The sequence below is a fragment of the Gordonia sp. SCSIO 19800 genome (assembly GCF_018132775.1).
GTDB lineage: Bacteria > Actinomycetota > Actinomycetes > Mycobacteriales > Mycobacteriaceae > Gordonia > Gordonia hongkongensis.
Genome location: NZ_JAGRQM010000022.1, coordinates 18,326 through 44,412 on the forward strand (window position 1 = coordinate 18,326; position 26,087 = coordinate 44,412).

Genomic DNA, 26,087 nt, shown 5'->3' on the forward strand with positions numbered 1-26,087 from the left:
GGGTCGGGTCAGAACCGCCCGACGACCACGTTGGTGGTCTGGACCCGTGCCCGGCAGTCGCCGTCGGTGAATCGGACCCGGGTGAACACCTCGTCAGCACCGTCCCGGTCCTCGTTGAGAACCGAGCTCGGAACGACGAACTCCCGGAGATACTCGAGCCCGCGGTCGGAAGCCCGGAGGAACCCTTCGGTCCCGACCGAGGTGCCCGGGAAGTTGCGGTCGTAGAGGTACTGCTCCCGGCCGTCGTCGCCCAGCACGATGTAGTGCATTCCACCGCAACCCCGATCGTTGATGTGGGTGACGAATCCGACCGCGTCCGCTCGTGTCATCGGATACAGGCCCTGGATGATGATGCGGTTCTTGCCGGCACCGGTGATGTTCTGGTCGACGATCGTCAGCGTCGCGCCCGGTGTGCGCGCGGGTGCTGCCGAAGCCGTCGTCGCAAGCGGCGCGGCGACGCCGATGACCGCGGCGATCGACAGTGTCGCGCCGAGGCGAGCGATGACCTTGCCACGACTCCGGGGCGCGCTCATGACCGCACCGCCTCGACGACGCGGTACTCCCAGTCGATGGAGATCCCGCCGGGGACCGGTTGCTGCCGAGACTCGGCGAGGGAGATCAGATCGGCACGCAGTGCGTGCTTGCCGCCCTCGTCGAGCTTCGACGCCGCGGAGAACGTCGGACCGTAGTAGCCGAGGAACAGGTCCGCGAAAGCGGCCGCGTCGACGAACCGAACGGTCAGCACGGCGGTGTGCGAATCGACCGAGTGCACACGATCGCCGAACAGCGATGCGACGTACTGCTGATCGCCCCACCGGGTGGCGGGACGCGCGCCCGGCGGCGGCGTCACGTGGCGGCCGACCGCGGCGAGCATTCCACCGACGAAACCGTCTGCGGTCCAACTCGTGACCACGATCTTTCCGGCCGGGCGGACGACTCGGGTCAGTTCGCGCGCGGCCTGCTCGTGATCGGCGGCGAACATGATGCCGATCGACGAGATACCGGTGTCGAACGCGGCGTTGCCGAACGGCAGGACCTCGGCCGGGGCTTCCACGAAGTCGACGTCGAGATGTTCTGCGGCTGCCCGACCCCGGGCGATGTCGAGTAGTGCCGGCACGTAGTCGATCGCGGTGACGTCGCCACCCTGGCGGGCAGCGGCGAGCGCGGAGTGGCCGGTGCCGGTCGCGACGTCGAGGACGCGTTCGCCGGGGATGACCGATGCCGCGACCACGGTCGCTTCATTGACCGGCACGGTCAGCGCGGCGATACGGTTGTAATCGCCGCTGCGCCAGACCTTCTGCTGCTTCTCCCGCAGCGATACCAGGTCTGGTGAGAGAGATGTCGTCATCGGATTGTCCATTTCTGTGTGGTGGGACGACTGGCCGTCGGTGACCGTTGTCGGTACCGGCGCACCACAACAGTCGGTCACCGGGCGTACGGACGGCATCGGTGAGGACCTCCCATCTTTCGCCGAACGTCCTTCCCATGAATGGGTAGACCCACCTATTCGAGCGTCGGGCGGCCTACACTCGGACGGTGCGATTGTTGGAGAGAACCGAGCAGTTGTCGCAGATCAGCGCGGCATTTGACCGGTTGCCGGTGGGTTCGGCATTCTCCATCGCCGGCGAGAGCGGTGCAGGCAAGACGACGCTGATCGCGCAGGTGTGTGCGACCGCCCGGGACGTGCGTGTGCTGCGGGTGGCCTGCGATCCACTCGACACACCACGTCCACTGGGTCCCGTCAAAGACCTGGGCATCGGTGTGCAACCGATGATGCTCGCCGACGTGTGCGAAGCCGCCTTCGCTCATCTGGAGGCTGAACCGACGCTTCTCGTGGTCGAGGATCTGCACTGGGTCGACGCCGCGTCGACCGATGTGCTGAGGTTCATGTGTCGACGCATCGAGTCGATGCCGCTCGTTCTGCTCCTGACGCATCGAGAGCTCGAGCCCCAGGCGGCAGCGCGTGCCCTGCTCGCCGAGGGCGTGTGCCGGATAGAGCTGCCGCCGCTCAGTGTCGAGGCGATCGCGGAATTGGTCGAGGGTACGGGTCTCGATCCCGTGCGGGTCCATGCCGCGACCGGAGGTAACCCCTACTTCGCGACCGAGGTCTCCCGCGAACCCGACCTGCCGATCCCGTCGTCGGTGCGCGATGCGGTCCTGGCGCGGACGACCAAGGTCAGCGCGGCCGATTTCGAAGCCCTCCAACTGATTGCGGCGTCGCCGGAACGGGTGTCGGACACCGCGCTGCCGGTCCTGCGGATCGGTTACCCCACTCTGCAGCGTCTCGCCGACACGGGACTTCTGGAATGGGGGCCCGACGGCATCCTCTTCCGACACGAATTGGCCCGTCGGGCAATCGAATCCACGATTCCGCCGGGTGGGGTGGCCCATCTGCACGCGCAGCTCCTGGACGCACTCGAGCAGCTGGGCACCGTGCACCCGTCGGTGTTGACCCACCACGCCGTCGCCGCCCGGGACTCCGACCGCGCCGTCCGTCATGCCTGCGCCGCAGCCGAGGACGCCATCCGCGGCGGAGCGCACACCGAGGCCGTCGCGTACTACGAGATCGCCAAGCAGCACCAAGTCAATGCTCCGGCTCGCGAGCGTGCCGAACTGTTGTTGGCGCTGGCCAACGAGCAGTACATGGTCAGCCGACTGCGCGATGCGATAGCCAGTGTGAACGAGACCTTCCCGTTGTGGACCGAACTGGGTGACGACACCGGGTTGGCCACGGCACATGTGGCCGTCGGGGTCTACGAGTACTACAGCGCGAACCGGCAGAGCGCGGAATCGCACCTGGGCCGTGCAGCGGAGATCGCCTACGGGACAGGGGCGTCGACGGTGTACAGCGAGGCCCAGATCCACCGCGCGTTTCTCGCGTTCATGCGGGGCGACGTGTCGGGAACGGCGTCCCTGCTGGCCGACACCGCGTCGGCATCCGACGAGGAACTGCGGCTGTGGAACAAGGTCGTCTCGGACTCGGCTGCGCTGTCCACCGGCGAAGTCGACTCTCGCAGAAGACTTCTCGATCACATGGAAACCGCCCGCACCCTCGGCTTCGACGAACTCGCCTCAACCGTCTATTCACAGGTGGCCAGTCTCGATGTCGAACAGGGAAGGTACCGGGCCGCCGACCGGATCCTCGACGCGGGTCTCCCGTTCACGGTGGAGCGGGACATCCAGATCTGTCGCCACTGGCAGACCGCGGTGCGGAGTCGCCTGCATCTGACCCGCGGGCACTGGAACGGAGCCCTCGAGGACGCCGGGGCGGTCATCGACGCCGACGGGATGCCGATCGCCACGCTGTGGCCGCTCCTGGTCACCGTGCTGGTGCCGCTCCGATGCGGCGCGTCGTTCGACATCGACGAGATCGAGGACGCCTGGACTCTCGCCAACCAGATCGACGAACCCCTCCGACGGCTCGCGGTCCTGACCGCCCTGGCGGAGATCAGTTGGATGACCGGGGCCGAGGACGCCCGGGTCACCGCGGCGCACACCCTCGACGATGACGGAACAGAATGGGGCACAGGGAGCCTCGCCGTCTGGCGTGCGAGGCTCGGGTTGTCGACGCAGACCGGGCCGATCGCGGCGCCGTACCGGTTGTCGCTCGACGGTCGGCACGCCGATGCCGCGCGCTGGTGGTCGGACGCGGGTGACCCGTTCGCATCGGCGATGTGCTGGTTGGATTCCGACGAACCAGCCCGTGGTGTGACGATGCTCGACGGACTCGGCGCCGCGGGTACCGCCGATCGTGCGCGTGCGTTGATGCGCGAACGGGGTTGCGCCACCGTCCCGCAGCGACCTCGGCCCACGACACGCGTGAACCCCGGTGGCCTGACGAACAGGCAACTCGAGGTCGCCCGCCTGGTGGCGGAGGGACTGTCGAATTCGGAGATCGCCAAGCGGCTGTACATCTCGTCGAAAACCGCGGACCATCACGTGTCCGCGGTCCTGGCGAAGCTGGGTATGACGTCGCGTCGTGAGGTGCTCGCGCAGGGCGCCGCGTTGGGGCTCCGGTAGCGCGAACCCGCGGAAGAAAAAGGAGTGGTGGGCATCGCCGGACGGTGTTAGCGTGAGCCGCGCTGTCCGGAGGGGGCAGCACGAGACCTGGAGGTGAGTCGATGGTTGCCGTCGAGATCGCTGGCATCGTCAGCATCCGAACCATCCCTGTTCCTCCAGCCCGTTGCTGATCCTCGAACACCGTTCTCGCACAACCGACTGAGCTGCGAGTCGGATGACACCTGGGGTCGCGGGCATTCCTCGAAAGTCCCCAACAGTGAATTCTGCAAGTAATTCGTCCTTCCCCGTCGAGCTCGCCGCTCTCGGCTGGGACGAGCATTTCTCGGCCCTGTACACCGACCGCGCGTCCGACGACGAGCTGCCTGCTCGCGTCGTGCGGGTGGATCGCGGAGGGTGCGACACCATCACCGCATCAGGTCCGGTCCGCGCCATCCGCGGTGTCGGGCGGACTGCGGAGCGCGAACAGTCCGTGTGCACCGGCGATTGGGTGGTGCTGCGCCGAGACGACGGGCAGGCCCGGATCGTGCACCTGTTGCCGCGCCGGACGGCGATCGCGCGCGCGAGTTCGGATCGGACATCGGAACGGCAGGTACTCGCCGCCAACGTCGACACGGTGATCATCGCGGTGTCGGTCGCGGACAGGGTGAATGCCGGTCGCATCGAACGCCTGCTGACGTTGGCCTACGACGCCGGCACCCGGCCGATCATCGCGTTGACCAAGTCGGATCTGGTTGACGATCCTCTCCCGGGTGAGGCGATGGTCGCCGCGGTCGCTCCGGGCGCCGACATCGTGACGACGAGCACGATCACCGGCGCAGGCGTTGATCTCCTCGAGTCCACCATGACCGGCACCGCCGTCCTGCTGGGCTCGTCCGGCGCCGGCAAGTCGAGCCTGGCCAACGCATTGCTCGGTCGTGAACAGATGGCGGCCAACGAGATTCGTGCGGTCGACGGAAAGGGTCGGCACACGACGGCGCACCGCGAGCTGCTGCTCCTGCCGGGAGGCAAGGTACTCATCGACACACCTGGCCTGCGTGGGATCGGGGTGCAGGATGTCGCTGAGGCGGCCGGACGAACGTTCGCCGACATCGAAGAGCTGGCTCGTGAGTGCGCGTTTCGCGATTGCGAACACCGCAGTGAGCCGAGATGTGCCGTACAGGAGGCGTTCCGGGACCGCCGACTCGACGCCGGCCGGCTGGAACGCTATCGCAAGCTGCTGAGGGAAAGTGAGTGGTCGGCCGCTCGGGGCGACGCCCGACAGGCGAGCAAACGGAGCAAGCGGGACAAAGCGATCACGCGAGACATTCGCGCGATGTACCGGTTCCGGGACCGGCAGGCCTGACGGGGCCCTTCGTGACGCGCCCTCCGCAAGCTCCGGGCGCTCCTCAGGGAGCAGGGTGGGTCGCCCTCCGCAAGCTCCGGGCGCTCCTCAGGGAGCAGGGTGGGTCGCCCTCCGCAAGCTCCGGGCGCTCCTCAGGGAGCAGGGTGGGTCGCCCTCCGCAAGCTCCGGGCGCTCCTCAGGGAGCAGGGTGGGTCGCCCTCCGCAAGCTCCGGGCGCTCCTCAGGGAGCAGGGTGGGTCGCCCTCCGCAAGCTCCGGGCGCTCCTCAGGGAGCAGGGGGTCGCCCTCGCAAGCTCCGGGCGCTCCTCAGCGAGCGAGGCCGCGCTGGTCGTCGACGGACCCGTCGAGGTTGGCCAGCGCGGCCCGCGCGGCTTCGAGTTCCTGACTGAGTTCGTCGATGCGGCGTTGCGCGGCCGTTCGGGCCGATTCGATGACGGCGTCGACCGCGGCGATCGCGGTCTCGTCATCGAGCTCCCGCATCGCCCGGGCCACCCGGTCGGCGGTGATCTCGACGGGTTTCGCCAGCTTTCTGGTTCCGACCGCAACCGACAGCGTCCACATGCTCTCCCCTGCCGCGGTGATGGTGACCGTGGTCGGCGCGGTCGCCGTCTTCGCCTTTCGCGACGACCTGGTCGTCGCAGGAGCCGGCGCCGACTCCGCCGCCCTCGGCGGGGCATCCGTCGCAGGACGCGCCTTTCGGGACGGGCGGGCGGAATTCGATTCCTCGACATCTGTTTTCGATGACGACGTCGGTTGTGGCTTCGGGGGCGCCGGTTCCGTTGTGCGTCGACGAACCGCAGCGGTCGCAGTGGTTGCGGCCGCCGGTCGGTTACGTCGCAGTTCGTCGGCTTCGAAGGGCAACTGGTCGTCGACGCCCCTCGGGCTCACCGTCACTGTCGTACCGTCGATCGACACGACTCGCGCCGAGGCGCCGGCCTCCAGGTTCAGCGATGGCATCGCATCGCGCAGATAGACCGTGGCTCGCTTACCGGCCGCGAGTGCCGCGGACAGCGACTCCAGGTCGTCGGGACTCAAGCCGGCCCTCGTCTGTGAACTCACCGCGCCATTGTCGCACATGCGTGCGAATCCGCGTTACCCATCACTGCGTCGCGCCATTGGCGCTTCGCCGTTTGCGCAGTTCAAACCTAGTAGCTATGACCGTTATCGTTTCGTGACCCTTCGCATCGGTGTGGCCTCGAACGTCGCCGCCGGGTCTCTGCGAAACGTTCGCGGCCCTAATGTTCTCGGGGAAGGTAACGGGTCTTCGGAGGGACAACTTGTGACAGAGGCCAGCACCCCGACACGCACATCGTCGGTCAAGGCACGCGAGACCCCGATTGCCGATCACGCGTATGCAGGCGTCACGATCGCGGCGCTGCTGTGCGCGACCTCGGCAGCGACATTCCTGACGCTCTTCCCCTGAACCTGCCGTCCCTCAGACCTCAAGTGGAAAGCACCACAAGTGCTCATTGCCGGTGTGTCACCTGCGTCGACTTCGGTCCGCAGGTGGCACACACCACTTGACGATCGCACATCGGCGCCAGGAGGCCCGTCTTCAGCCCGCTGTCACCCGGGTGAGCTGTTCAGACATCGCCCACAGACGCGATGCCGCTTCGCGATCACGGAACGGTTGCCAGGGTTGCCGTAATCCGGGCGGCCCGCCGGCGTCACCGGGCCACCGTGGTCCGAAGAACGCATCATCGGGCGTCTCCGGCTGCGTCGCCGCCATCAGTGCTGGGAGGGCAGCGGTTTCGACGGTGCCCACACCGACGCCGTGCCGCGACATCCACTCGATCACCCGCCGGCCGCTCGTCGGCGCGGTCCTGCCGACCTCAGGACGAGCGGCGAGAAGGCTGGTCGGGGCGACGCCCGGATGGGAGATCACGCTCGTCACATCCCAACCGGCAGCGCGACTTCGGCGTCCGAGTTCGAGTCCGAACAGCGCGCACGCGATCTTGGACTGGCGGTAGGCCTTCATTGCGTCGTAGTGGCGCTCCCAGTTCAGATCATCCCAATTGATCGAGCCTCGTTTTGCCGCGATGCTCGTCTGCGAGACCACCCGTGCCTTCCCGGACCGGAGCAGCGGAAGCACCGCGACGGTCAGGGCGAAGTGTCCTAGGTGGTTGGTGCCGAACTGGACCTCGAATCCATCGCCTGTGGTCAGGCGTTTCGGCGGAGTCATGATCCCGGCGTTGTTGATCAGGATGTCGATCGGTGTGCCGTCCGCCCGGAGCCTGCCGGCAAGCGCCTCGACCGATGCCATCGATGACAGGTCGACTTCCTCCATCGTGAGTGTGGCGGCGGGGTGACGATCACGAATGCGCTCGACCGCCCTCGCCCCCTTGTTCGGATCACGCACCGGCACGACCACTTCCGCACCGGCGCCGGCGAGCGCATTCGCGATCTCCCACCCGATGCCGTCACTCGCGCCGGTCACGACCGCTCGACGGCCCGTGAGATCGGGGATGGACAGGCTGTATCTGCTGTTTCGTGTCATGCGGAGCTCCTGACGGACTCGGAATGTTCTCGCTTCCAGTCTTGTGGCGGGTCGCACCGTTATCCACGGCCTGTCGATCCGTGGCTCCGCGGTTCCGGGCGCGCAAGAATGGCCGAATGATCGATCGACCCGGTCTCGCTGGCTTCCTTCGGGTGAGGCGTGCCGCCCTTCAGCCCGAAGACGTCGGACTGCCTCGCGGGCAGCGCCGTCGCACAGGTGGACTCCGTCGCGAAGAGGTGGCTGCCCTGTGTCACATGTCCGCCGACTACTACTCACGACTCGAACGCGAGCGCGGCCCGCAACCGTCGCCACAGATGGTGGCCGCCATCGCACAGGGCCTCCACCTCTCCGTCGAGGAGCGAGACCACCTGTTCCACCTCGCCGGCCACCGGCCGCCCGTGCGCGGACCCGACCGCGAGCACATCTCCCCGGGCATGATGCGGATCTTCGACCGACTCGCCGACACCCCGGCCGAGATCGTCACCGAACTCGGCGAGACGTTGCGCCAGAACCGACTCGGGGCGGCACTGGTCGGCGACCTCATGCGGTTCGACGGGCCGGCGCGGAGCATCGGCTATCGGTGGTTCACCGATCCGCGGGCTCGCCAATTGCATCCGTCCGACGACCACGACTTCTACTCACGAATGTACGTATCCGGACTACGAGGAGTGGCTGCGCTACGAGGCCCGCAGTCGTATGCGGCGTCGCTCGCGGAACGGCTCACAGGCGAGAGCGAAGAGTTCCGCGAGATCTGGGCACGGCACGAAGTGGGTATAGCGCCTCGCGAGATCAAGAGGCACGTGCACCCCGACGTGGGATTGCTCGAGCTGAATTGCCAGATCTTGGTCGACCCGCGGTGTTCGCATTCGCTGCTCGTCTACACCGCGACCCCGGGCAGTGCGAGTGCCGAGAAGCTCCGGTTGCTGTCCGTCGTCGCGGCACCCACGGCGACCTGACACCCGGCAAGCGAAGCCGAGTCACGCGGAGGGCGGCCGCTCAGAACCCCCCGAAGTCGCCACCGCCGAAGTCGGCTCCCCCGCCGAAGTCGCCGCCACCGAAATCTCCCCCGCCGAAGTCGCCGGAGTCACCACCGCCGAAGTCGCCGGAGTCACCGCCTTCCAGGGCGCCACCGTCGGAACCGTCGCCGGCGCCACTCTCGAAGGACTGCGCGTCATAGGGGACGCCCGCCATGCCGGAGAACATCGCCGAGAACAGGAACATCGATCCGAGTCCCCAGGCGCCGGCGACCAGAGCCGGTTTCCACCACGGCTCGGAGTACCAGCCGGCGGGTACCGGCCTGCCGGCGACGCGGCCGCCGGGATAGTAGTTGGGCGTCTGCTCCGACGGGTTGGGCGATGCGGCGACCTTTCGTCCCTCGAACTCCACGGTCCGGTCCTCGGTGACCGCACCGGCACTCTTCTGCCCGTCGAGCTCGGGTATCGCCGGACCGGGGTCGAGGTCCATGGCGGCCCGAGCCGCACGGATGTAGTAGAGCCCCTCGATCGCAGTCTGTTTGGCCAGCCGCGCCTGAACCGGCGAATTGGCCTGCTCGATCTGAGACCCCGCCGCGGTGTATCGCTCCCCCGCGTCGGCCAGCGCCTGTTTCGATGCCGGGCCGTCGCCGACCAGCATGAACACCTGGCCGCCCAGACGTTCGATCACCTGTCGTGCGTCGGCTTTCGCGTCCTCGAGGGTGCGGGCCGCGGTGGCGCCGGAACGCTGTTGGGCGAACACCACCACCCCGACGACGATCACGACGATGACGGCGATCAGGATCAGTGCTTCCATGCTTCCATGCTTCCCTCCGGTTTCGCGAGTCCGCAGCCCGGTGGCGGTGAGTCAGGCCGACAAAACGGACACCACCGAGCGTACCGATGCCCGCCGACCCGATGCGTGTCGACAGATGGCGAGGACCTCCGGCCTCGTCCATTCTCCGCGAGGCCGGCGGTGGCCGCGGAGTTTCTGCGGTGCCGCACGCGCAGCCGCAGACCGTCATCGGTCACCCTGGGTGGGTGACCGGTCGACACGCGGTACGAATTCAACCTTCGCAGAACTCCCACCTTGTGGCCGAGCTCCGCTGGGAGTGGGCGTACGAAGATGATCGCTCCGTAGGGCCGTGGCTTGGCGATACCGCCTTCGCCGCCGCAGTTGCGAGTTGGTTGGACGATGGGCGACGAACGGTCTGGACCGCGGGCATGGACGACATGACCGTGGGAATGGTGTGCTTGACCGAACACGCCCGGATGCCGAGTCCCCGACAGGGCGCCGGCGGACGATGGGGTTATCTCGGTCATCTGTACGTCCGCCCGGCGTTCCGCGGTTCCGGGATCGGACGTGAGCTGGTCCGGCATACCGTCGCGACCGCGGACGGCCGTGGATACGCGAAGGTGGTGCTCAACCCGACCGAAGCATCGACAGACCTGTACAAGCAAAGCGGTTTCACAGCCGAGAACGACCTCTTGGTCCGCCGCCCGTGATCGACTACCGCGGCGCGTGACCGGCCGCCGCGAGCCGCGAACTCTACGATGGCGGCGTGTTCTTCTTGTTCGGATATGGCCGTAGGCAGAAGCATCTCGGTGCGGGTCAGACCCGCACCTGTCCCCGCTGCCACAACACCACCCAGTGGGCGCGGATGCGTGAATACAGCCAGTTCAGCGTGTTCTTCATCCCGATCGCCCGGTGGAATCGGCGCAACTTCGAGGCCTGCGGCATCTGCGGCGCGGCGCTGGCGGCCTGATCGCCGTCCGGGGTGAGTGAGGTGGACACTCCTCCCTCGCCCCTTCTGCGCCGCCGGTTTGCCGGTCCGGAAACTGGTTACCCTCGAAGGGTGTCCGTCTCTCCCGATACTCCCGCCCGCACGAGTGCTGCGATCACCGGCTTCGAGCGCACCTTCGTCGACGAGCTGACGCCCTTCACCGTGCCGTGGCAGGGTGCCGAGACGCCTGACCCCCGACTGCTCGTCGTCAACGAGTCACTCGCCGACGACCTGGGCCTCGACATCGCGGCACTGACATCCGACGACGGTGTCGCACTTCTGTCGGGTGCGGCCGCGCCCGCCGATGCCGTCCCTGTCGCCACCGCGTACTCGGGGCATCAATTCGGCGGGTACACACCGCTTCTCGGGGACGGCCGGGCGTTGCTGCTCGGGGAGCTGATCGACCGCGGCGGTCGACGAGTCGACCTACAGCTCAAGGGTTCCGGGCGTACTCCGTTCTCCCGAGGTGGCGACGGATTCGCGGTGGTCGGGCCGATGCTGCGCGAGTATCTGATCAGCGAGGCCATGCACGCCCTGGGGATCCCGACCACGCGTTCGCTGTCGGTCGTGGCCACGGGGCGAGACATCCAGCGCACCGGGGCCGAGCCCGGCGCGGTGTTGGCGCGGATCGCCGCCAGCCATCTTCGTGTCGGCACCTTCGAGTACGCAATCCGGAACACCGACCTGACGCAACAACTCGCCGACTACGCGATCAGCCGTCACTACCCGGAGCTCGCGAAAGCGTCGGAGGCCGGCGACGGTAACCGGTATCTCGCGTTCTTCGAAGCCGTACTCGAACGTCAGGCCGCACTGGTGGCCCAGTGGATGCTGGTGGGGTTCGTGCACGGTGTGATGAACACCGACAACACGACGATCTCGGGTGAGACCATCGACTACGGGCCCTGCGCGTTCCTCGACTCCTTCGACCCGTCGGCGGTGTTCAGCTCGATCGACCACGCGGGCCGATACGCATACGGAAATCAGCCCGCCGTCCTGAAGTGGAATCTGGCGCGGTTCGCCGAAACCCTGCTCAGGCTCATGGCCCCGACACCCGATGAGGCGATCGCTGCGGCGTCGGACGTGCTCGCCACCTACGAGGCGCGGTACGAACACCATTTCGCCACCGGCATGGCGTCGAAAATCGCTCTGACAGAATCGCTTTCCGAACCCGAACTGGTCGCCGACCTGTTGACCCTGATGCGTGATCATCGCGCGGACTGGACAGGCACCTTCCGGGCACTGGCCGACGAACTCCGCGGAGATCAGGTCCCGATCATCAGCCTCATGCCGCGCGAGCAGATCGGTCCGTGGCTGGAACGATGGCGCCGTGAACTCGCCCGTCTCGGTCGCGAGCCGGCTGCGGTCGCCGAGACGATGGATACCGTGAACCCGGTGTACATCCCGCGCAACCATCAGGTCGACGCCGCTTTGCGCGCCGCGACCGACGGCGATCTGGAACCGTTCACGCGGCTGATGGATCCCGTCACGCATCCGTTCGAACGCCGCACCGAATGGGCTCACTACGCGGCGCCGGCCCCGCAGGCGTTCAGCGACAGCTTCCAGACCTTCTGCGGCACCTGAGCGAGACGACGTCGGTGGGCCCACGGTGACCTCGAGCCAGGACGACGAGTCGCGGGATGCGCTGCTCGCAGAACGGGAACGAACCGCCGCGCTGATCGAATCGTTGTCGTCCCGGCTGGCCGCGGTGCTCGAGGCGACGAGCGACGCGGCGGCCGACGACGAGCACGACCCGGAGGGTTCGACTCTCGCGGTGGAACGCGGCCATCTGGTTGCGCAGCTGGAACGGTCGCGAGTCCGGCTCGACGAGATCGGTGCCGCCCTGGACCGGGTCGGCGCGGGTGCCTACGGCCGGTGCGAGGACTGTGGCGAACCCATCGGTGCCGAGCGCCTCGAAGTCCTGCCGGCCACCCGGCAGTGTGTGCGGTGCGCCGCTCGGAATCAGTCGCGACGATGGTGACCCGGAGTCGCAGCGTTGTCCGGTCCACCCGTACTCCAGAGTGCATCCGGTCCTCTTCCGCCTCCGGTTGTCGTCTCGGCTGATTGACTCTGCCCCAAGATGTTTGATGCACCCGACACGCCGCGACATCGAACTCCGTGGTCCGTCCCGGCTTCTGATCGGCTAGTCCACCTGTGCCGCGGTTCAGCAGGAATTCGCGTCTGGTTTCCCGCCGACGTATGCGCGTATCGCCATACGCGGGTAGACCGGAGGGCGGGAGAGCACGCAAACGACTCGAACCGAGAGGTGTCCGGCATGAAAGCCATCCAGATCGTCAAGCCAGGAAGTCCGCCCGAGCTCCGCGAGGTCGACAAGCCGACACCCGGCCCCGGCCAGGTGTTGTTGAAGGTGACTGCCGCCGGTGCGTGCCATTCCGACGATTTCGTGCTCAACATGCCCGCCGAGGGTTTTCCCTATCCGTTACCCATGACGCTCGGGCACGAGGGAGCCGGTGTGGTCGCCGAGATCGGCAGTGGTGTGACGTCGCTGACCGAGGGAACCGCGGTGGCGGTCTACGGCCCCTGGGGTTGCGGGACCTGTCACTTCTGCTCACGTGGGTTCGAGAACTACTGCAGTCGTGCGGCCGAACTCGGCATCACTCCACCCGGGCTCGGCAACGAAGGTGCGATGGCCGACTACATGATCGTCGACGACGCCCGGCACCTCGTTCCGCTCGGCGACCTCGACCCGATCGCAGCGGTGCCGCTCACCGACGCGGGGCTCACGCCGTATCACGCGATCAAACCGTCGCTGCCGAAGCTCGTCGGCGGCACCACGGCCGTCGTCATCGGTGCGGGCGGATTGGGGCACATCGGGATTCAGCTGTTGCGCCATCTGACCCCGGCGCGCATCATCGCCCTCGACCTCAGCGAGGACAAGCTTGCGTTCGCACGCGAGGTGGGCGCCCACGAGACCGTTCTCAGCGATGCCGACGCCGTGGCGAATGTCCGGAAGATCACCGGAAACGACGGCGCCACCGCGGTATTCGACTTCGTCGGCTTGCAGCCGACCATCGACACCGCGATGGGAATCGTCGGCACATTGGGCGACGTCGTGATCGTCGGCATCGGCGACGGTGTCGCCGCGGCGAAGGTCGGCTTCTTCACCCAGCCCTACGAGGTGTCGGTCCGGGCGCCGTACTGGGGCGCGCGGCACGAACTGATCGAGGTCCTCGACCTCGCACGCGACGGTGTCCTGGAGGTCGCCGTCGAGAAGTTCTCCCTCGACGACGGGCTCGAGGCCTACCGGCGGTTGGCCTCGAACGAACTGCGTGGCCGGGCGGTCGTCGTCCCCGATTGACCTCGGAGCTGTTACCCGGGCTGTCATGCGGAGTCCCGTTGCGGCACCGCGGCCTCGCAACCTACGGTACCGTAACTTAGGTGAAGGTCGAGCTGTCCGAGGCACAGGCGGTATACGAGCACTACCTGACCCATCAGCAGGACCGGGCCCGGGCGCGAATGATGTACGCCGTGCTGGCCGCCCGCATCAGGCCGGTAGTCCGCTTCCGGTCGCGGGACCGGCTCGCGGACCTCGTCCGCGCTGGTGTGCCGCTGCTCATCGCGGCAAACCACGTCTCCGAACGGGACCCACTGGTACTGGCAGCGGCGGGCTTCCGGTCACCGCTGCGGCGCCGGATAGGCAGCCTGCGTGTCCTCGCGAAGGACGAGCTGTTCCAAGACGCGGAGCAGCGGAAGAAGATCGACACTCTGGGCGGGATCCCGGTGTTTCGCAGCAAGGACCACGGAGTGCGAGCTGCGGCCGACGCCGGGCGTCAGATGATCGCCGTCTGCGTCGAACGAATGGCGCGCGGGGACAGCATCGCGGTGTTTCCGGAGGGGACCTGCAACGAGGGCGACCCGACGGAGGTTCAGCGGCTCGGCACCGGGATCGGCCACATCGCCCATCGAGCCCTGCGTGACGGTGTCGGACTGTGGTTGGTCTCCGCCGGGATCGCCTACCCGGCCGGTGGTGGCCGGCCCGTTGTCGCTCTGGGCGAACCGGTGGACCTCGGCGCCCATCGAGACGACACACCCGCCGCCGTGACCCGGTGGATCCAGCGAGATCTGCAGGGCGCGGTCGACGACGCCTGCGGCCACGTGCGCTGACCCCACAGGTGACGGGTGCGCCGACGTCGGCCGGGTTTGGCTTGCGCGTTCGCCGGTTAAGCGTAGGGGATGAAACGAGATGACGCCGCTGAACGAGCTGACAAGGAACCCGCCTCAGCTGAACCGGACGTTCGCGACGACCCCGGATCCGCCGACCCCGATGACCCGCGCAAGCCGGACTCCCCCACGGACCTGACCAAGCCGTCGCTCCTTTTCGTGCTGAAGAAGACCGCGCGGGAGTTCTCGCGCGATCAGTGCACCGATCTGGCAGCGGCGCTCACCTACTACTCCGTGCTCTCACTGTTCCCGGCGCTCCTCGCGCTGGTCTCGCTGCTCGGTGTGTTCGGTCAGGGCGAGAAGACGACCGACGCCGTCCTGCAGATGGTCGACGACCTCGGACCGTCGTCGGCCGTGGACACGTTGCGGGGCCCCGTCGAACAACTCGTGGCCGCCCCCAGCGCCGGTTTCGCCCTCGTACTCGGTCTGCTCGGCGCGCTCTGGTCCGCGTCGGGTTACGTGGGGGCGTTCGGACGCGCGATGAACCGGATGTACGAGATCGACGAAGGCCGTCCCCTCTGGAAGCTGCGGCCGATCATGCTGCTCGTCACGCTTGTAGCACTCGTCCTTGCCGCCGCAGTGGCACTCATGCTGGCGGTCAGCGGACCGATCGCGAAATCGATCGGAGACGCCATCGGTTTCGGCGAGACCGCGCTCACCGTGTGGAACATCGTCCGTTGGCCCATCCTCCTCCTGTTCGTGATCTTGATCGTCGCCATCCTGTACTGGGCCACCCCGAACGTGCAGCAGCCGAAGTTCCGGTGGATCAGCGCCGGAGCGGTGCTGGCCATCGTCACCTGGATCGTCGCGTCGGCGGCATTTGCGCTGTACGTCTCGAACTTCGGCAGCTACAACAAGACCTACGGCGCACTCGCGGGGGTCATCGTCTTTTTGCTGTGGCTGTGGCTGACGAACCTCGCGCTGCTGTTCGGGGCCGAGTTCGACTCCGAACTCGAACGTGGCCGACAGCTACAGGCGGGGATGCCGGCCGAAGAGCACCTGCAACTGCCGCCTCGGGACACCACGGCGTCGGACAAGAACGACGAGAAGGACCAGAAGTACATCGAACAGGCTCGGGCCCTTCGTAACTCGCAGGGGAAGTGAGCGACCGGCCGGCACCCCCGTAACGTCAGTGGAACCGGCCGGGCACCAGTTCGGTCGATCGGCGGAAGGAACGTGGCGCGATGAGCCGCAATCAAGTGACCGGCGCGGTCGACCGCGCCACCGACAGCCCGTGGTTCGAACGCTTGGCGCGTGCCGGCCACGCGGTCAGCGGCCTGCTCCATCTGCTGATCGCCTACATCATCCTGCGCCTCGCGTTCGGTGGGGGCGGGAACGCCGACCAGTCGGGTGCGTTGGGGATCTTCGCCGACTCGTCCGGCGGCCGCGTCGTCCTGTGGGTGGCCGCGGTCGCGTTCGCAGCACTCGCGCTGTGGCGACTCGCCGAGGCCGTCGTCGGACCCCACGCCACCGAACCGGGCGAGGACAGTGATGGCGCCGAGCAGTGGTTCGATCGCGGAAAAGCGTTGTCGCTCGCCGTGGTCTACGTCGGGTTCGCTTGGTCGGCAATACGTTTCGCGACTGGCCAGGGCAAGTCGAGCGGTCAGGAGAACGCCGGACTGACAGCGCGACTCCTGCAGTCCGGTGGCGGCAAGTTCGTCCTCGTCGCGGCCGGCCTGATCATCATCGGCGTCGGCGTCTACCACGTCTACAAGGGAGCCAGCCGGTCGTTCCTCGACGATCTCAAGATCTCCGACGACAAGGCGGCGACAATCGCGGGCGTGATCGGTTACTGCGGCAAGGGTGTCGTTCTGGCCGGCACCGGCATCCTGGTCATCGTGGCTGTTGCGACTGCCGATCCGTCGAAGGCCACGGGGATCGACGGAGCGGTCAAGACACTGGCCGGCCTGCCCGCCGGGCAGGTGCTGATGATCCTGGCCGCGGTGGGTATCGCCGCCTACGGCGTCTACTGCTACTGGCTGGTGCGGTTCGCGCGGATGTGACTCAGCCCGCCGTCCGGCGAGTCGTCACCGCTACCCGACCGTCGACCGCACCCGCTCCCCCGCCCGCGCGAATCGGACGTTGTCGTCGGCGACGTCACCACGGAACAACTTGCGGTCGGCGTAGTAGCTCATCGACATCACCCAGGGCTCCTCAGCTCCCTGCTTGGGCAGGGTGTCGAGGGCTCGTTGGACGTAGCCGGCCCCGAAGTCGAGCAGTGGCCGAGTCGGCATATCGGGGTCCGCGACCGCCCACACACTGTCGAATCCGTGAGAATCCATGTGCGCCAGAAGTTTGCAGAAGTACTCGCACAACAGTCCGATCTTGAGGGTCCACGACGCATTGGTGTAACCGATCGCCAGCGCGAAGTTCGGGACACCGGACAGCATCATCCCGCGGTAGACGACGGTGTCGGGAAGGGACACCGGTTCACCGTCGACGCTCAGCTCGATGCCGCCGATGATCTTGATGTTGAGCCCGGTGGCGGTGACGACGATGTCGGCCTCGAGTTCCTCCCCGCCCACCGTCCGGATGCCGTTCTCGGTGAAGGTGTCGACCCGGTCGGTGACGATCGAGGCCTCCCCGGAGCGGATGACACGGAACAGGTCGGCGTCGGGCACCACACACAGCCGCTGGTCCCACGGGTTGTACGGGGGGTTGAAATGCGTGTCCACCGGATAGTCCTCGGGCAGCTGAGATTCGTTGATCTTGCGGATCACCCGACGGGCGACCGATGGGAATCGGTGGCACAGTTCGAAGAGCACCCGCTGCTGCGCGACGTTCTTGTGTCGGGTCAATGCGTATCCGCGTTCGGTGCCGAACACTTTCTTGAGGGTGTTGGCGATGGCGTCCTCGCGGGGCAGCGGGAGGATGTAGGTCGGTGTGCGCTGGAGCATGGTCACGTGCGCGGCCTGTTCCGCCATCGCGGGAAGCAGCGTGACCGCCGTGGCGCCGCTGCCGATGACCACGATGCGCTTGCCCGTGTAATCGAGGTCCTCGGGCCAGTGCTGCGGATGCACGATCTCGCCACGGAACGTCCTGGTGCCGGCGAACTCCGGCGCGAACCCCGCGTCGTAGTCGTAGTAACCCGAGCCACAGAAGATCCATCGCGCACTGATCTGGCTTCGCGTTCCGGTGTCGGTGTGTTCGACGTCGACCGTCCACCGCGCGGTGTCCGACGACCACGCGGCCGCCACCACCCGATGCGCATACCGGACCAGCGGAGCGAGATCGTTCTCGTCGATCGTCTCGTGGAGGTAATCGAGGATTCGCGGGGCGTCGGCGATCGCCTGTCGATCGGTCCAGGGCTTGAAGTCGTACCCGAAGGTGTGCAGGTCCGAGTCGGACCGAATCCCCGGGTAGCGGAACAGGTCCCACGTACCGCCGGCGGTATTCCGGGCCTCGAGAATCGCGATCGACTTGCCAGGGTGTTCGGTTCGCACCCAGCGGGCCGCACCGATGCCAGAGATCCCGGCACCGACGATGAGGACATCGACTTCGTCTGGGATCGTTGTCACCCGGCACTCCTTCGGTCGGTCTGTCGGTGATCGGCATCCAGGATGCCTCGCCGGTCGTTGTCGGCGCCAGACCGGGTGGCGACGCTATCCGTCGGCCCGCCGCGCGGCGTTTGCCGTAGCCGGTCGTGCAGCCGCTGCGTCGTTTGCGACCGCTGCGCCGAGCAGTTGTCCACCGCTGGTCAGCAACGCTCGACGCCACGGCGCCACGCCCTCGATCTCGATTTGGATGGACATCGACAACACGGTACGGATGAGGACGATGAGCCCGAGGATGAGCGCATCCTCGATCGACGGTTTGGACGTGATGGTGCGGATGAGATCCGCCGCGACCAGGACTTCCAGCCCCAGGAGAATGGCTGCTCCGAGTGTGTTGCGCAGTACCGAGAAGGCAGTGTTGCCACCCTCTCCCCGACGGAGCGAACGTGCGCCCAGCACGCACGCGATGATCGCTCCCACGATCATCGCGAAAGCGCCGACTGCCTCGAACCCGACCGCTACCGCTGTGAAGAGTTCCTCACCGCTCATGCGGTGGAGAGTACGGGACCGGGGCGCAGCCGGTGTCCCGTGTAGTCAGTCGTTGTCGGACTGCCGTCCGGGTAGGAACTGGCGGATTCCCTGTCTGGCTGCGTTCTTGGCGACGGCCCATGCATCGTCGTCACCCTTGACCAGCGCCTCGCCGAGGGCGAGGACCTGCTCGCGGGTCGCGTGCGGCGGGACGGGAGGCACCGTCGGGTCGCAACGCACGTCGAGCAACGCCGGTCGATCGGCGGCCAGGGCGGTGTCCCATGCGGTACCGAGACCATCCGGGTCGTCGACGTTGATCCCGACGAGTCCGATCCCCCGCGCGAAGGCCGCGTAGTCGACGTCGGGGAGTTCCTGTGAGGCGGCGAATTTCGGCGATCCTGACATCGCGCGCTGTTCCCACGTGACCTGGTTCAGGTCGTTGTTGTGCAACACCACGACGACGAGCCGCGGATCCGTCCACTGCTGCCAGTAGTGCGCCACGGTGATCATCTCGGCCAGGCCGTTCATCTGCATCGCACCGTCGCCCTCGAAGGCCACCGCGGGCCGGTCGGGGTGCGCCCACTTCGCGCCGATGGCATAGGGCACCGCCGGCCCCATCGTGGCCAGCGTCCCGGACAGCGACCCCCTCATCTCGTCGCGGAAGACGATGTGCCGTGCGTACCAGTTGGCGGCACTGCCCGAATCCGCGGTGATGATGCAATTCGACGGGGCGCGTGGCGAGAACTCGTGAAAGATGCGCATCGGATTGACCGGATCCGCGTCGGTCATCGCCTGGCCGGCCGCGTTCGTCCACCAGCGCTCGACGTCGGCTTCGACCTTGTCGCGCCACGAGCGGTCGGTCTTGGGTTCGAGCAGCGGGATGAGAGCTTGCAGCGTGGCGCGTGCGTCGCCGACGACATTGAGCTCATTCGGGTAGCGCATGCCGATCATCTCGGGTGAATGGTCGATCTGCACTCCCCTGGCCTGTCCGAACGACGGAAGGAACTGCGAGTACGGGAAATTCGATCCGACGGTCAGCAGGGTGTCGCAGCCGGTCATCAATCGATGGCTGGCCGTCGTGCCGAGCAGGCCGATGGATCCCGTGACCCACGGCAGCGTGTCGGGGAGGACATCTCGCCCGAGAAGGGCTTTCGCGCAACCGGCGCCGAGGATGTCCGCAACCGTGATGAGCTCGGGCGCACATCCCCGTGCGCCCTGGCCGACCAGCATCGCGACCCGCTCCCCGGAGTTGAGAATCTCGGCGGCACGCGAGACCGCGTCTGGGTCCGGCGCGGGAGTCGCCGACGTGACCCCGAGGCTGGACGGGACCTGCTTGAAGGCCTGCTGTGGTGGCTCGTAGGTGAGGTCGAGAACATCCGAGGGAGAGATCAGGGCCGTCGGCGCGCGTTCGGCGAGCGCGATCCGGATCGCCCGGTCGATGAGTGGATGCCGCCGGGACCACTGGTCGCGGCACATACACCGACCTCACCGGAGAATTTCGCGTACCCGACGGCTTGGAACGCGCTCATCTCCTCGTGGCGCGACTGCACGAACTGCGGATCGTCCTCCGCGCGAACCCAGGCCGACAGCAGGCCGTTGATGCCGTCGCCGGGGTAGCCGAAAACCTGCCGGACCCCCCACTTCCGAAGGCGTTGCAGCACGATGTCGGCGACGGTCTCGGACATCGGTTCTCCTCGGGACGACGTCCCGGACGGTGACGGAGACCGCCGGGCTGTCGCTCGACTACCCGGGGAGCCCGCCGACACCCGACGGGCTGGGCCGACCGAGCACTAGCCCGTGGGTCACCTCGATCCGTGCCACACGGCGTCGAACGGTGCGTTCGAGGCGAGCCGGCCGACGATGCCGTCGTGGGTGAACTGCTTGGCGGTCCGGATCGCGTCGAGGACCCCTGCGCCCTTGGTGAGTTCGGCGGTGGTGGCGGCCGCGAACACGCAGCCGGCTCCGGAGACCCGCTCGTCGCCCACCTTCGGGGCACGCAGGACGGTGACCTCGGAGCCGTCGAAGACGACGTCGATCGCCTCCTCGCCGGGGAGTCCGACCCCGCCCTTCACGACGACGACCTTCGGCCCGAGATCATGGATTCGCCGCGCCGCCTCGGCGAGGTCGTCGGTGGACGTCAGTTCGTCCATGCCGGCCAAGGTCGCGGCCTCGAACAGATTGGGGGTCACCACGGTGGCCAGCGGCAAGATCTCGGAGCGGAGGGCGTTGTCGGTGTCGAGTGCGGCGCCGGGCTCCTGGCCCTTGCAGATCAGCACCGGGTCGACGACGACGTCTCGCCACTGTCGGGAGCCGAGCGCCTGCGCGACCGTGGAGATGGTGGCCGGGGTGCCCAGCATGCCGATCTTCACGACCTCGGGTTCGTGCGCGGCTGTGGCCACCTCGATCTGATCGGCGATCACCCCGGAGTCGATCGGTACGAACCGATGGGACCACTCGTTGTTCGGGTCGAAGGACACGATGCAGGTGATGGTCCCGACACCATAGGTACCCAGCTGTGCGAAGGTGCGCAGGTCGGCCTGGATGCCCGCTCCCCCGCTGGCCTCCGAACCGGCGATCACATAAGACACCATTGACATCGACGATCTCCTCCCGAGGACTGTCCTGGATTCGGGTTCCTTTTCTACACCCCCGCGCGTGACACCGGTCTGCGCGCACCGCGCCGCCGGCGCGGTTAGTACCGCATTTGTGGGGTACCCGAACGCGCATGAGTCCAGACACGATGTGCGCGATGGTCTACCGCGGCCCCGCGGCCAAGTTCCAGCTGCAGGCGGGTCACCGATCGCCCTCAACTGGGCCATCGATGCGGTCCGCAAAGGCGGCACCGTTTCGGTCATGGGTGCGTACGGGCCGATGTTCAGCGCGGTCAAGTTCGGCGACGCCATGAACAAGGGACTCACCCCGAACATGAACCAGTGCCCGGTCAAACGGCAGTGGCCGAGACTGTTCGACCACATCCGCAACGGCTATTTCACACATTGTCACGCATCGAATTCCGCTTCGAGCACATCGCTGAGGGCTACCGCATCTTCTCCGAGGAGCTCGACGACTGCATCAAGCCAATCATCGTTGCCGACGCCGGCTGAGGAGGACCCGTGCCCGCTATCCCGCAGACCGCCCCCACGACCCCGACACCGCCGCACTGGTCGACCGCATACCCGGATGGGGCGTCGACCTGGGCCCCGCAAACCGCCCCGCGGTTCCGCGCGAACTGCCCGTCGAACCGGCCCCGGGCGTCCACTGGACCGTCCCCGAAGACCAGCCCGAGCGTCAGCCCCGCGAGCGATCGAACGAACATGCCTTTCTGCCACCGGTTTTCGGCACGTCCACGCTGCCGCGCGGGCTGTCCGGGGTGATCCGACGCTCCGCGTCCCGCTACAGCGAGGGGCGCGCGGCGCATTGGCTGATCCTGCTGGGCGCCGATCGCGTGGCGTCCATCGAGGCGCACCTCGCGTCGTTCGCGACCGGTCGGCCCCGACAACCCGGTGACCGAGACGGGCATCCGGTCCGAACTCTCCCACCACGGATGGTCGTCCCGCCGTGGCCGGAAACGCGTCGACGGCAACCACTCCCGGTTCGACCCGTTGCTGGTGGGCGGGCCGCGGGTGATCACCGGGGCCGCGGCGGGTGTCGCGGTGGGGTGGGCGCGCCCGGTTCGACGATCATGTTCATCGGCGAACAGCCCGGTGACCAGAAGGATCGTGCCGACGAACCGTTCGTCGGTCCGGCCGGCCGCTGTCGTGTGTCTGGGTGCCACGGCCGCACAGGCCTTGCTGGGCACCAACTTCCGGCTCACCCCACACCGTGGCGAGCGCTTCGATCTCGGCGCCGACGGAGACCTCGGCCCCGACCATTCCGAGTCCGTGGTGGCGACCGTGCACCCGTCGTCGATTCTCCGCGGACCCACGGATCAGCGCGAGCGGGCCTTCGACGCCTTCGTCGCCGACCTCCGCGTCGTCCGCGACCTCGCAGCATCGACCTGACTTGCGGCACCCGCTCCGGTGCGGTTTCGCTGACAAGCGTCTGGACTGGTGTCTATAGTCGGCGGCGACGGCCGGTCTCGGCGCTGCCACGACGGGCTGCCCGTACCGATACCGGTGGACGGGAGAACGATGGACCTGCAGGAGATCAGCGACCGGTTCGGCATCGCGGACACGTTGTACCGGTACTCACGAGCGGTCGACACCAAGGACTGGGAACTCTGGCGCTCGGTGTTCACCCCGGAGGCGGTGGTCGACTACTCGTCGACGCCCTACGGTCAGGCGGGCACTCGGGACGAGATCGCCGCGTGGCTGGAGGAGAGTTTCGCGTTCGTGTCGGTGAGTCAGCACTTCATCACCAACATCGAGTACACGTTCGACGGAGAACGGGCCGACGTGCGCGCCATGTTCTACAACCCGATGCGTTTCGTCGGCATGCCCGAACTCAGCACCTGCGGCGGCAACTACCACCATTCGATGGTCCGGACCGCGGATGGCTGGAAGAGCGCGGGCCTCCTGGAGGAGTGCCTGTGGTTCGAGAATTCGCCGGCGGGCGCGAACGACAGCTGACGGGCAGACCTGAACTCGACCGCCAGACTTCGATCAAGGTCTGGCTGTCGGATTCAGGTCTGGTGGTCTGGGTTCGGTCTCGGCCAAACGTGCCGTTATCGAATCGTGGCCACGGAGAACGATCCGGCACCGACCGCGCCGAGGCGACGGCGCCGAGCGGCTTCGCTCCATAGCCTGGGAGGAACACCCCAGAGCGGAGGAGTCAGGTGGACGAGTCGCGAACCTGTCTGGTCACCGGAGCGACCGGTTACGTCGGCGGCCGATTGGCGCCCCGGCTGTTGGCACGCGGGCACCGTGTGCGCGCACTGGCGCGGACACCGGAGAAGCTCGCCGACGCACCGTGGTTGTCTGATCCGACGGCCGAGGTGATTCGGGGTGATCTGTCGGATCGCGATTCGCTGGTCAAGGCCTTCGCGGGTGTGGATGTCGTCTACCACCTGGTCCACTCGATGAGCACCGACGCGGACTTCGCGGCCGAAGAGCGGCGTGCCGCGGAGAATGTGGTGGCCGCGGCTCAGCAGAACGGCGTGTCGCGCATCGTCTACCTCGGCGGTCTCCATCCGTCGGGCACCGACCTGTCCGAACATCTGGCCTCACGCGCCGAGGTCGGCGACATCCTCATCGACTCACCGATCGAGACCATCGCGTTGCAGGCCGGGACGCTGATCGGCTCGGGGTCGGCCTCGTTCGAACTCATCCGGCACCTCACCGAGCGACTGCCCGCGATGACGACGCCGCGGTGGGTGCACAACAAGATCCAACCGATCGCGGTCGACGACGCCCTGCACTACCTTGTGGAAGCCGCCACCGCCGCCGTCCCGTCGTCGAGGACCTGGGACATCGGCGGTCCCGACGTCCTCGAGTACGGCGACATGATGCAGGTGTATGCCGAGGTCGCGGGTCTTCGCCCCCGAGTCATGGTGGTGCTGCCGTATCTCACGCCGGCGCTGGCGAGCCGCTGGGTCCGGTTCGTCACGCCGATTCGCGGCAAGATCGCTCGACCGCTGATCGAGTCCCTCGAATGCGACGCCGTCTGTCGCGACCGGGCCGTCGACGCGATCATCGATCGTCCGGAAGGGGGGTTGACCTCCTACTCGGAGGCGGTTGCCCACACGCTCGAACGCTCGGCGCGCGGCGATGGCCGTGCCTCGTGGGCCAACGCGTCCGTAGACGTGTCGCCGGCCGAACCTCTTCCGACCGATCCACAGTGGGCCGGTGAGGAGATGTTCGAATCGGAGACCCGGGTCAGTGAGCGCGCGAGTAGTGCGACGGTCTGGGAGCGGCTCGAGCGGGATGCGCGGCACCGCGGTGAGATCGTGCTCGCGCAACGACCGGATCGAGTTCGTATTCGTCTGCGCGACAACCGGTTCGGCAGATCGTATCGCGAGTACCGCCTCCAGGATGCGGACGACGCGGACGGGTCGGTGACGGTCACGACCACCGACCGCTACTTCCCGCGCGGGCTGGCGGGGCTGGCCTATTGGCGTCTGGGAACACCCTTCCGCGCCCTCGGCATCCCGGGTTTCGATCCGTTCCGGTGAACATCCGATCCGATGACGTGTCCCGAATCGTCTCGTGCTCGGGTTAAAGTCGGCACGACCGTGGTACCCCCGGTGAACGACTCGTTCAACGGAACGGGGAACAGGCACGGTCCGGCGAGGAGAAGGATGATCGGGTGTCGTTGACTGAGCGGGTCGACCGTTTTCAGCGGCGTCATCCGGCGACCGGCTTTCCGCTTGCCGTCATCTACAAGTTCGTCGACGATCAGGGCGCCTATCTGGCCGCGCTCTGTGCCTACTACGCGTTCATCTCGTTGTTCCCACTGTTGCTGCTGTTCGCGACCGTGCTGGGGATCGTCCTGGCCGACAACCCCGACCTCCAAGACCGCATCCTGGACTCGGCGATGAGCCAGATCCCGGTGATCGGTGGGCAGTTGGGCGAACCCGAGAAGCTCAGCGGCGGGGCCACCGCCATCATCATCGGGGTTGTCGTGTCGCTGTATGGCGGCCTCGGAGTGGCCGTCGCCGCCCAGAACGCGATGAACACGATCTGGGCAGTGCCGCGCAACGAGCGTCCCGACCCGATCTTCGCCCGTTTGCGTGGCCTTCTGTTGTTGTCCACGATCGGTGTTGCGGTCATCGGCCTGACCGTCGTCAACGGCGTCTCGGCCGCCTTCGAACTCGGCATCGTCGGACGCTGGCTGGCGATCCTCGGATCGGTGGCGTTGAGCACGCTGGTCTTCACCGTGGCTTTTCGGATCGGCACGGCCCGCGACGTGTCGATCCGGGACGTACTGCCGGGCGCCTTCGGGGCGGCGGTCTGCTGGCAGATCATCCAGACCTTCGGCGCGGTCTATGTGCAGCACGTCATCGGTAACGCCAGCTCCACCAACGGCGTCTTCGCAATCGTGCTGGGCCTGCTCGCCTTCCTCTACGTGTCGTCGATCGTGATCGTCATCTGTCTCGAGACCAACGCGGTTCGCGTCGACCGGCTCTATCCACGTTCGCTGCTCACCCCGTTCACCGACAACGTCAGTCTGACGAAGGGCGACGAGGCGGCGTACTCGGCGCAGGTTCTCGCGCAGCGCAACAAGGGTTTTCAGGAGATCGACGTCTCCTTCGACAATCCGCGTGACGTCGAGTCCGGCGCTGAGGCGGGCCCGCGCTCCCCCGGTCCAGAACGCGGCTGACCGTCGGCGCTCGCGGC

23 protein-coding genes and 4 pseudogenes are annotated in these 26,087 nt (G+C 67.2%); 18 read left to right on the forward strand and 9 right to left on the reverse strand.

The window, feature by feature from the left end:
• Positions 1–8: 8 nt before the first annotated feature.
• Together KB201_RS20215 and KB201_RS20220 are read right to left on the reverse strand one after the other, a co-directional pair.
• Positions 9–533 (reverse strand): hypothetical protein, encoded by a 525-nt coding sequence (locus KB201_RS20215; protein WP_065629969.1) that lies wholly within the window; start codon positions 531–533, stop codon positions 9–11.
• Complete coding sequence (locus tag KB201_RS20220) at positions 530–1,348, reverse strand: class I SAM-dependent methyltransferase (RefSeq protein WP_068970861.1); 819 nt, start codon at positions 1,346–1,348, stop codon at positions 530–532. The genes KB201_RS20215 and KB201_RS20220 overlap by 4 nt, the downstream gene beginning before the upstream one ends.
• Positions 1,349–1,536: 188 nt before the next feature.
• Between KB201_RS20220 and KB201_RS20225 the strand changes: the two genes are divergently transcribed.
• Complete coding sequence (locus KB201_RS20225; protein WP_307848095.1) at positions 1,537–4,020, forward strand: LuxR C-terminal-related transcriptional regulator; 2,484 nt, start codon at positions 1,537–1,539, stop codon at positions 4,018–4,020.
• A 256-nt stretch (positions 4,021–4,276) separates the two neighbouring features.
• Positions 4,277–5,362: a ribosome small subunit-dependent GTPase A gene (gene rsgA, locus KB201_RS20230; RefSeq protein ID WP_211540219.1), complete on the forward strand. Its 1,086-nt coding sequence runs from the start codon at positions 4,277–4,279 to the stop codon at positions 5,360–5,362.
• A gap of 304 nt (positions 5,363–5,666) precedes the next feature.
• Here the strand turns inward: rsgA and KB201_RS20235 are convergent, their stop codons facing one another.
• Positions 5,667–6,437 (reverse strand): DUF6319 family protein, encoded by a 771-nt coding sequence (locus KB201_RS20235; protein ID WP_211540221.1) that lies wholly within the window; start codon positions 6,435–6,437, stop codon positions 5,667–5,669.
• 202 nt (positions 6,438–6,639) lie between these two features.
• Between KB201_RS20235 and KB201_RS20240 the strand changes: the two genes are divergently transcribed.
• The gene (locus tag KB201_RS20240) at positions 6,640–6,783 is read left to right on the forward strand and encodes a hypothetical protein (protein ID WP_156422431.1); all 144 of its coding nucleotides are present in this window, start codon (positions 6,640–6,642) and stop codon (positions 6,781–6,783) included.
• A 132-nt stretch (positions 6,784–6,915) separates the two neighbouring features.
• Here KB201_RS20240 and KB201_RS20245 read toward each other — a convergent pair whose 3' ends face one another.
• Positions 6,916–7,857, reverse strand: coding sequence for an SDR family oxidoreductase (locus KB201_RS20245; protein ID WP_211540223.1), 942 nt, complete (start codon positions 7,855–7,857; stop codon positions 6,916–6,918).
• Positions 7,858–7,973: 116 nt separating this feature from the next.
• Between KB201_RS20245 and KB201_RS20250 the strand changes: the two genes are divergently transcribed.
• Positions 7,974–8,813, forward strand: coding sequence for a helix-turn-helix transcriptional regulator (locus KB201_RS20250; RefSeq protein ID WP_211540225.1), 840 nt, complete (start codon positions 7,974–7,976; stop codon positions 8,811–8,813).
• 40 nt (positions 8,814–8,853) lie between these two features.
• On the opposite strand, the gene KB201_RS20255 is transcribed toward KB201_RS20250, so the two are convergent.
• Complete coding sequence (locus tag KB201_RS20255) at positions 8,854–9,645, reverse strand: DUF1542 domain-containing protein (RefSeq protein ID WP_211540227.1); 792 nt, start codon at positions 9,643–9,645, stop codon at positions 8,854–8,856.
• 101 nt (positions 9,646–9,746) lie between these two features.
• On the opposite strand from KB201_RS20255, the gene KB201_RS20260 reads away from it, so the two are divergent.
• The 8 genes from KB201_RS20260 (at position 9,747) to KB201_RS20295 (ending at position 16,794) form a co-directional block, all read left to right on the forward strand.
• Entirely contained in the window at positions 9,747–10,334 is a 588-nt protein-coding gene (locus KB201_RS20260; RefSeq protein WP_211540276.1) for a GNAT family N-acetyltransferase, read from the forward strand.
• A 56-nt stretch (positions 10,335–10,390) separates the two neighbouring features.
• Positions 10,391–10,594: a zinc-ribbon domain-containing protein gene (locus KB201_RS20265; protein ID WP_068972513.1), complete on the forward strand. Its 204-nt coding sequence runs from the start codon at positions 10,391–10,393 to the stop codon at positions 10,592–10,594.
• A gap of 90 nt (positions 10,595–10,684) precedes the next feature.
• Positions 10,685–12,193, forward strand: a complete 1,509-nt coding sequence (locus KB201_RS20270; protein ID WP_211540229.1) for a YdiU family protein — start codon at positions 10,685–10,687, stop codon at positions 12,191–12,193.
• A 25-nt stretch (positions 12,194–12,218) separates the two neighbouring features.
• Complete coding sequence (locus tag KB201_RS20275; RefSeq protein ID WP_058250540.1) at positions 12,219–12,590, forward strand: TraR/DksA C4-type zinc finger protein; 372 nt, start codon at positions 12,219–12,221, stop codon at positions 12,588–12,590.
• Between the two features lie 294 nt (positions 12,591–12,884).
• The gene (locus KB201_RS20280) at positions 12,885–13,928 is read left to right on the forward strand and encodes an NAD(P)-dependent alcohol dehydrogenase (RefSeq protein ID WP_078113864.1); all 1,044 of its coding nucleotides are present in this window, start codon (positions 12,885–12,887) and stop codon (positions 13,926–13,928) included.
• Positions 13,929–14,008: 80 nt separating this feature from the next.
• A complete protein-coding gene (locus KB201_RS20285; RefSeq protein WP_211540231.1) occupies positions 14,009–14,734 on the forward strand; it encodes a 1-acyl-sn-glycerol-3-phosphate acyltransferase in 726 nt (241 codons plus the stop codon).
• A 69-nt stretch (positions 14,735–14,803) separates the two neighbouring features.
• Positions 14,804–15,895, forward strand: coding sequence for a YihY/virulence factor BrkB family protein (locus KB201_RS20290; RefSeq protein ID WP_068972509.1), 1,092 nt, complete (start codon positions 14,804–14,806; stop codon positions 15,893–15,895).
• Between the two features lie 80 nt (positions 15,896–15,975).
• A complete protein-coding gene (locus KB201_RS20295) occupies positions 15,976–16,794 on the forward strand; it encodes a DUF1206 domain-containing protein (protein ID WP_078113861.1) in 819 nt (272 codons plus the stop codon).
• 30 nt (positions 16,795–16,824) lie between these two features.
• On the opposite strand, the gene KB201_RS20300 is transcribed toward KB201_RS20295, so the two are convergent.
• From KB201_RS20300 to KB201_RS20315, 4 genes and pseudogenes are all read right to left on the reverse strand, one after another.
• Positions 16,825–18,309 (reverse strand): NAD(P)/FAD-dependent oxidoreductase, encoded by a 1,485-nt coding sequence (locus tag KB201_RS20300; RefSeq protein WP_307848096.1) that lies wholly within the window; start codon positions 18,307–18,309, stop codon positions 16,825–16,827.
• Between the two features lie 84 nt (positions 18,310–18,393).
• Positions 18,394–18,834 (reverse strand): DUF1622 domain-containing protein, encoded by a 441-nt coding sequence (locus KB201_RS20305; RefSeq protein ID WP_211540233.1) that lies wholly within the window; start codon positions 18,832–18,834, stop codon positions 18,394–18,396.
• A 45-nt stretch (positions 18,835–18,879) separates the two neighbouring features.
• Positions 18,880–20,498: pseudogene (locus tag KB201_RS20310) on the reverse strand (pyruvate oxidase).
• A 117-nt stretch (positions 20,499–20,615) separates the two neighbouring features.
• Entirely contained in the window at positions 20,616–21,410 is a 795-nt protein-coding gene (locus KB201_RS20315; protein WP_078113858.1) for a PfkB family carbohydrate kinase, read from the reverse strand.
• Between the two features lie 190 nt (positions 21,411–21,600).
• On the opposite strand from KB201_RS20315, the pseudogene KB201_RS20320 reads away from it, so the two are divergent.
• From KB201_RS20320 to KB201_RS20345, 6 genes and pseudogenes are all read left to right on the forward strand, one after another.
• A pseudogene (locus tag KB201_RS20320) lies at positions 21,601–21,917 on the forward strand (glutathione-dependent formaldehyde dehydrogenase); the annotation flags it as partial.
• A pseudogene (locus tag KB201_RS20325) lies at positions 21,914–22,469 on the forward strand (hypothetical protein); the annotation flags it as partial. The pseudogenes KB201_RS20320 and KB201_RS20325, both read left to right, overlap by 4 nt.
• Positions 22,470–22,471: 2 nt before the next feature.
• A pseudogene (locus tag KB201_RS20330) lies at positions 22,472–22,814 on the forward strand (uracil-DNA glycosylase family protein).
• 129 nt (positions 22,815–22,943) lie between these two features.
• Positions 22,944–23,381: a nuclear transport factor 2 family protein gene (locus KB201_RS20335; RefSeq protein WP_078113857.1), complete on the forward strand. Its 438-nt coding sequence runs from the start codon at positions 22,944–22,946 to the stop codon at positions 23,379–23,381.
• 206 nt (positions 23,382–23,587) lie between these two features.
• Positions 23,588–24,922, forward strand: coding sequence for an NAD(P)H-binding protein (locus tag KB201_RS20340; protein ID WP_078113856.1), 1,335 nt, complete (start codon positions 23,588–23,590; stop codon positions 24,920–24,922).
• A gap of 134 nt (positions 24,923–25,056) precedes the next feature.
• The gene (locus tag KB201_RS20345; protein WP_078113855.1) at positions 25,057–26,070 is read left to right on the forward strand and encodes a YihY/virulence factor BrkB family protein; all 1,014 of its coding nucleotides are present in this window, start codon (positions 25,057–25,059) and stop codon (positions 26,068–26,070) included.
• Positions 26,071–26,087: the final 17 nt, after the last annotated feature.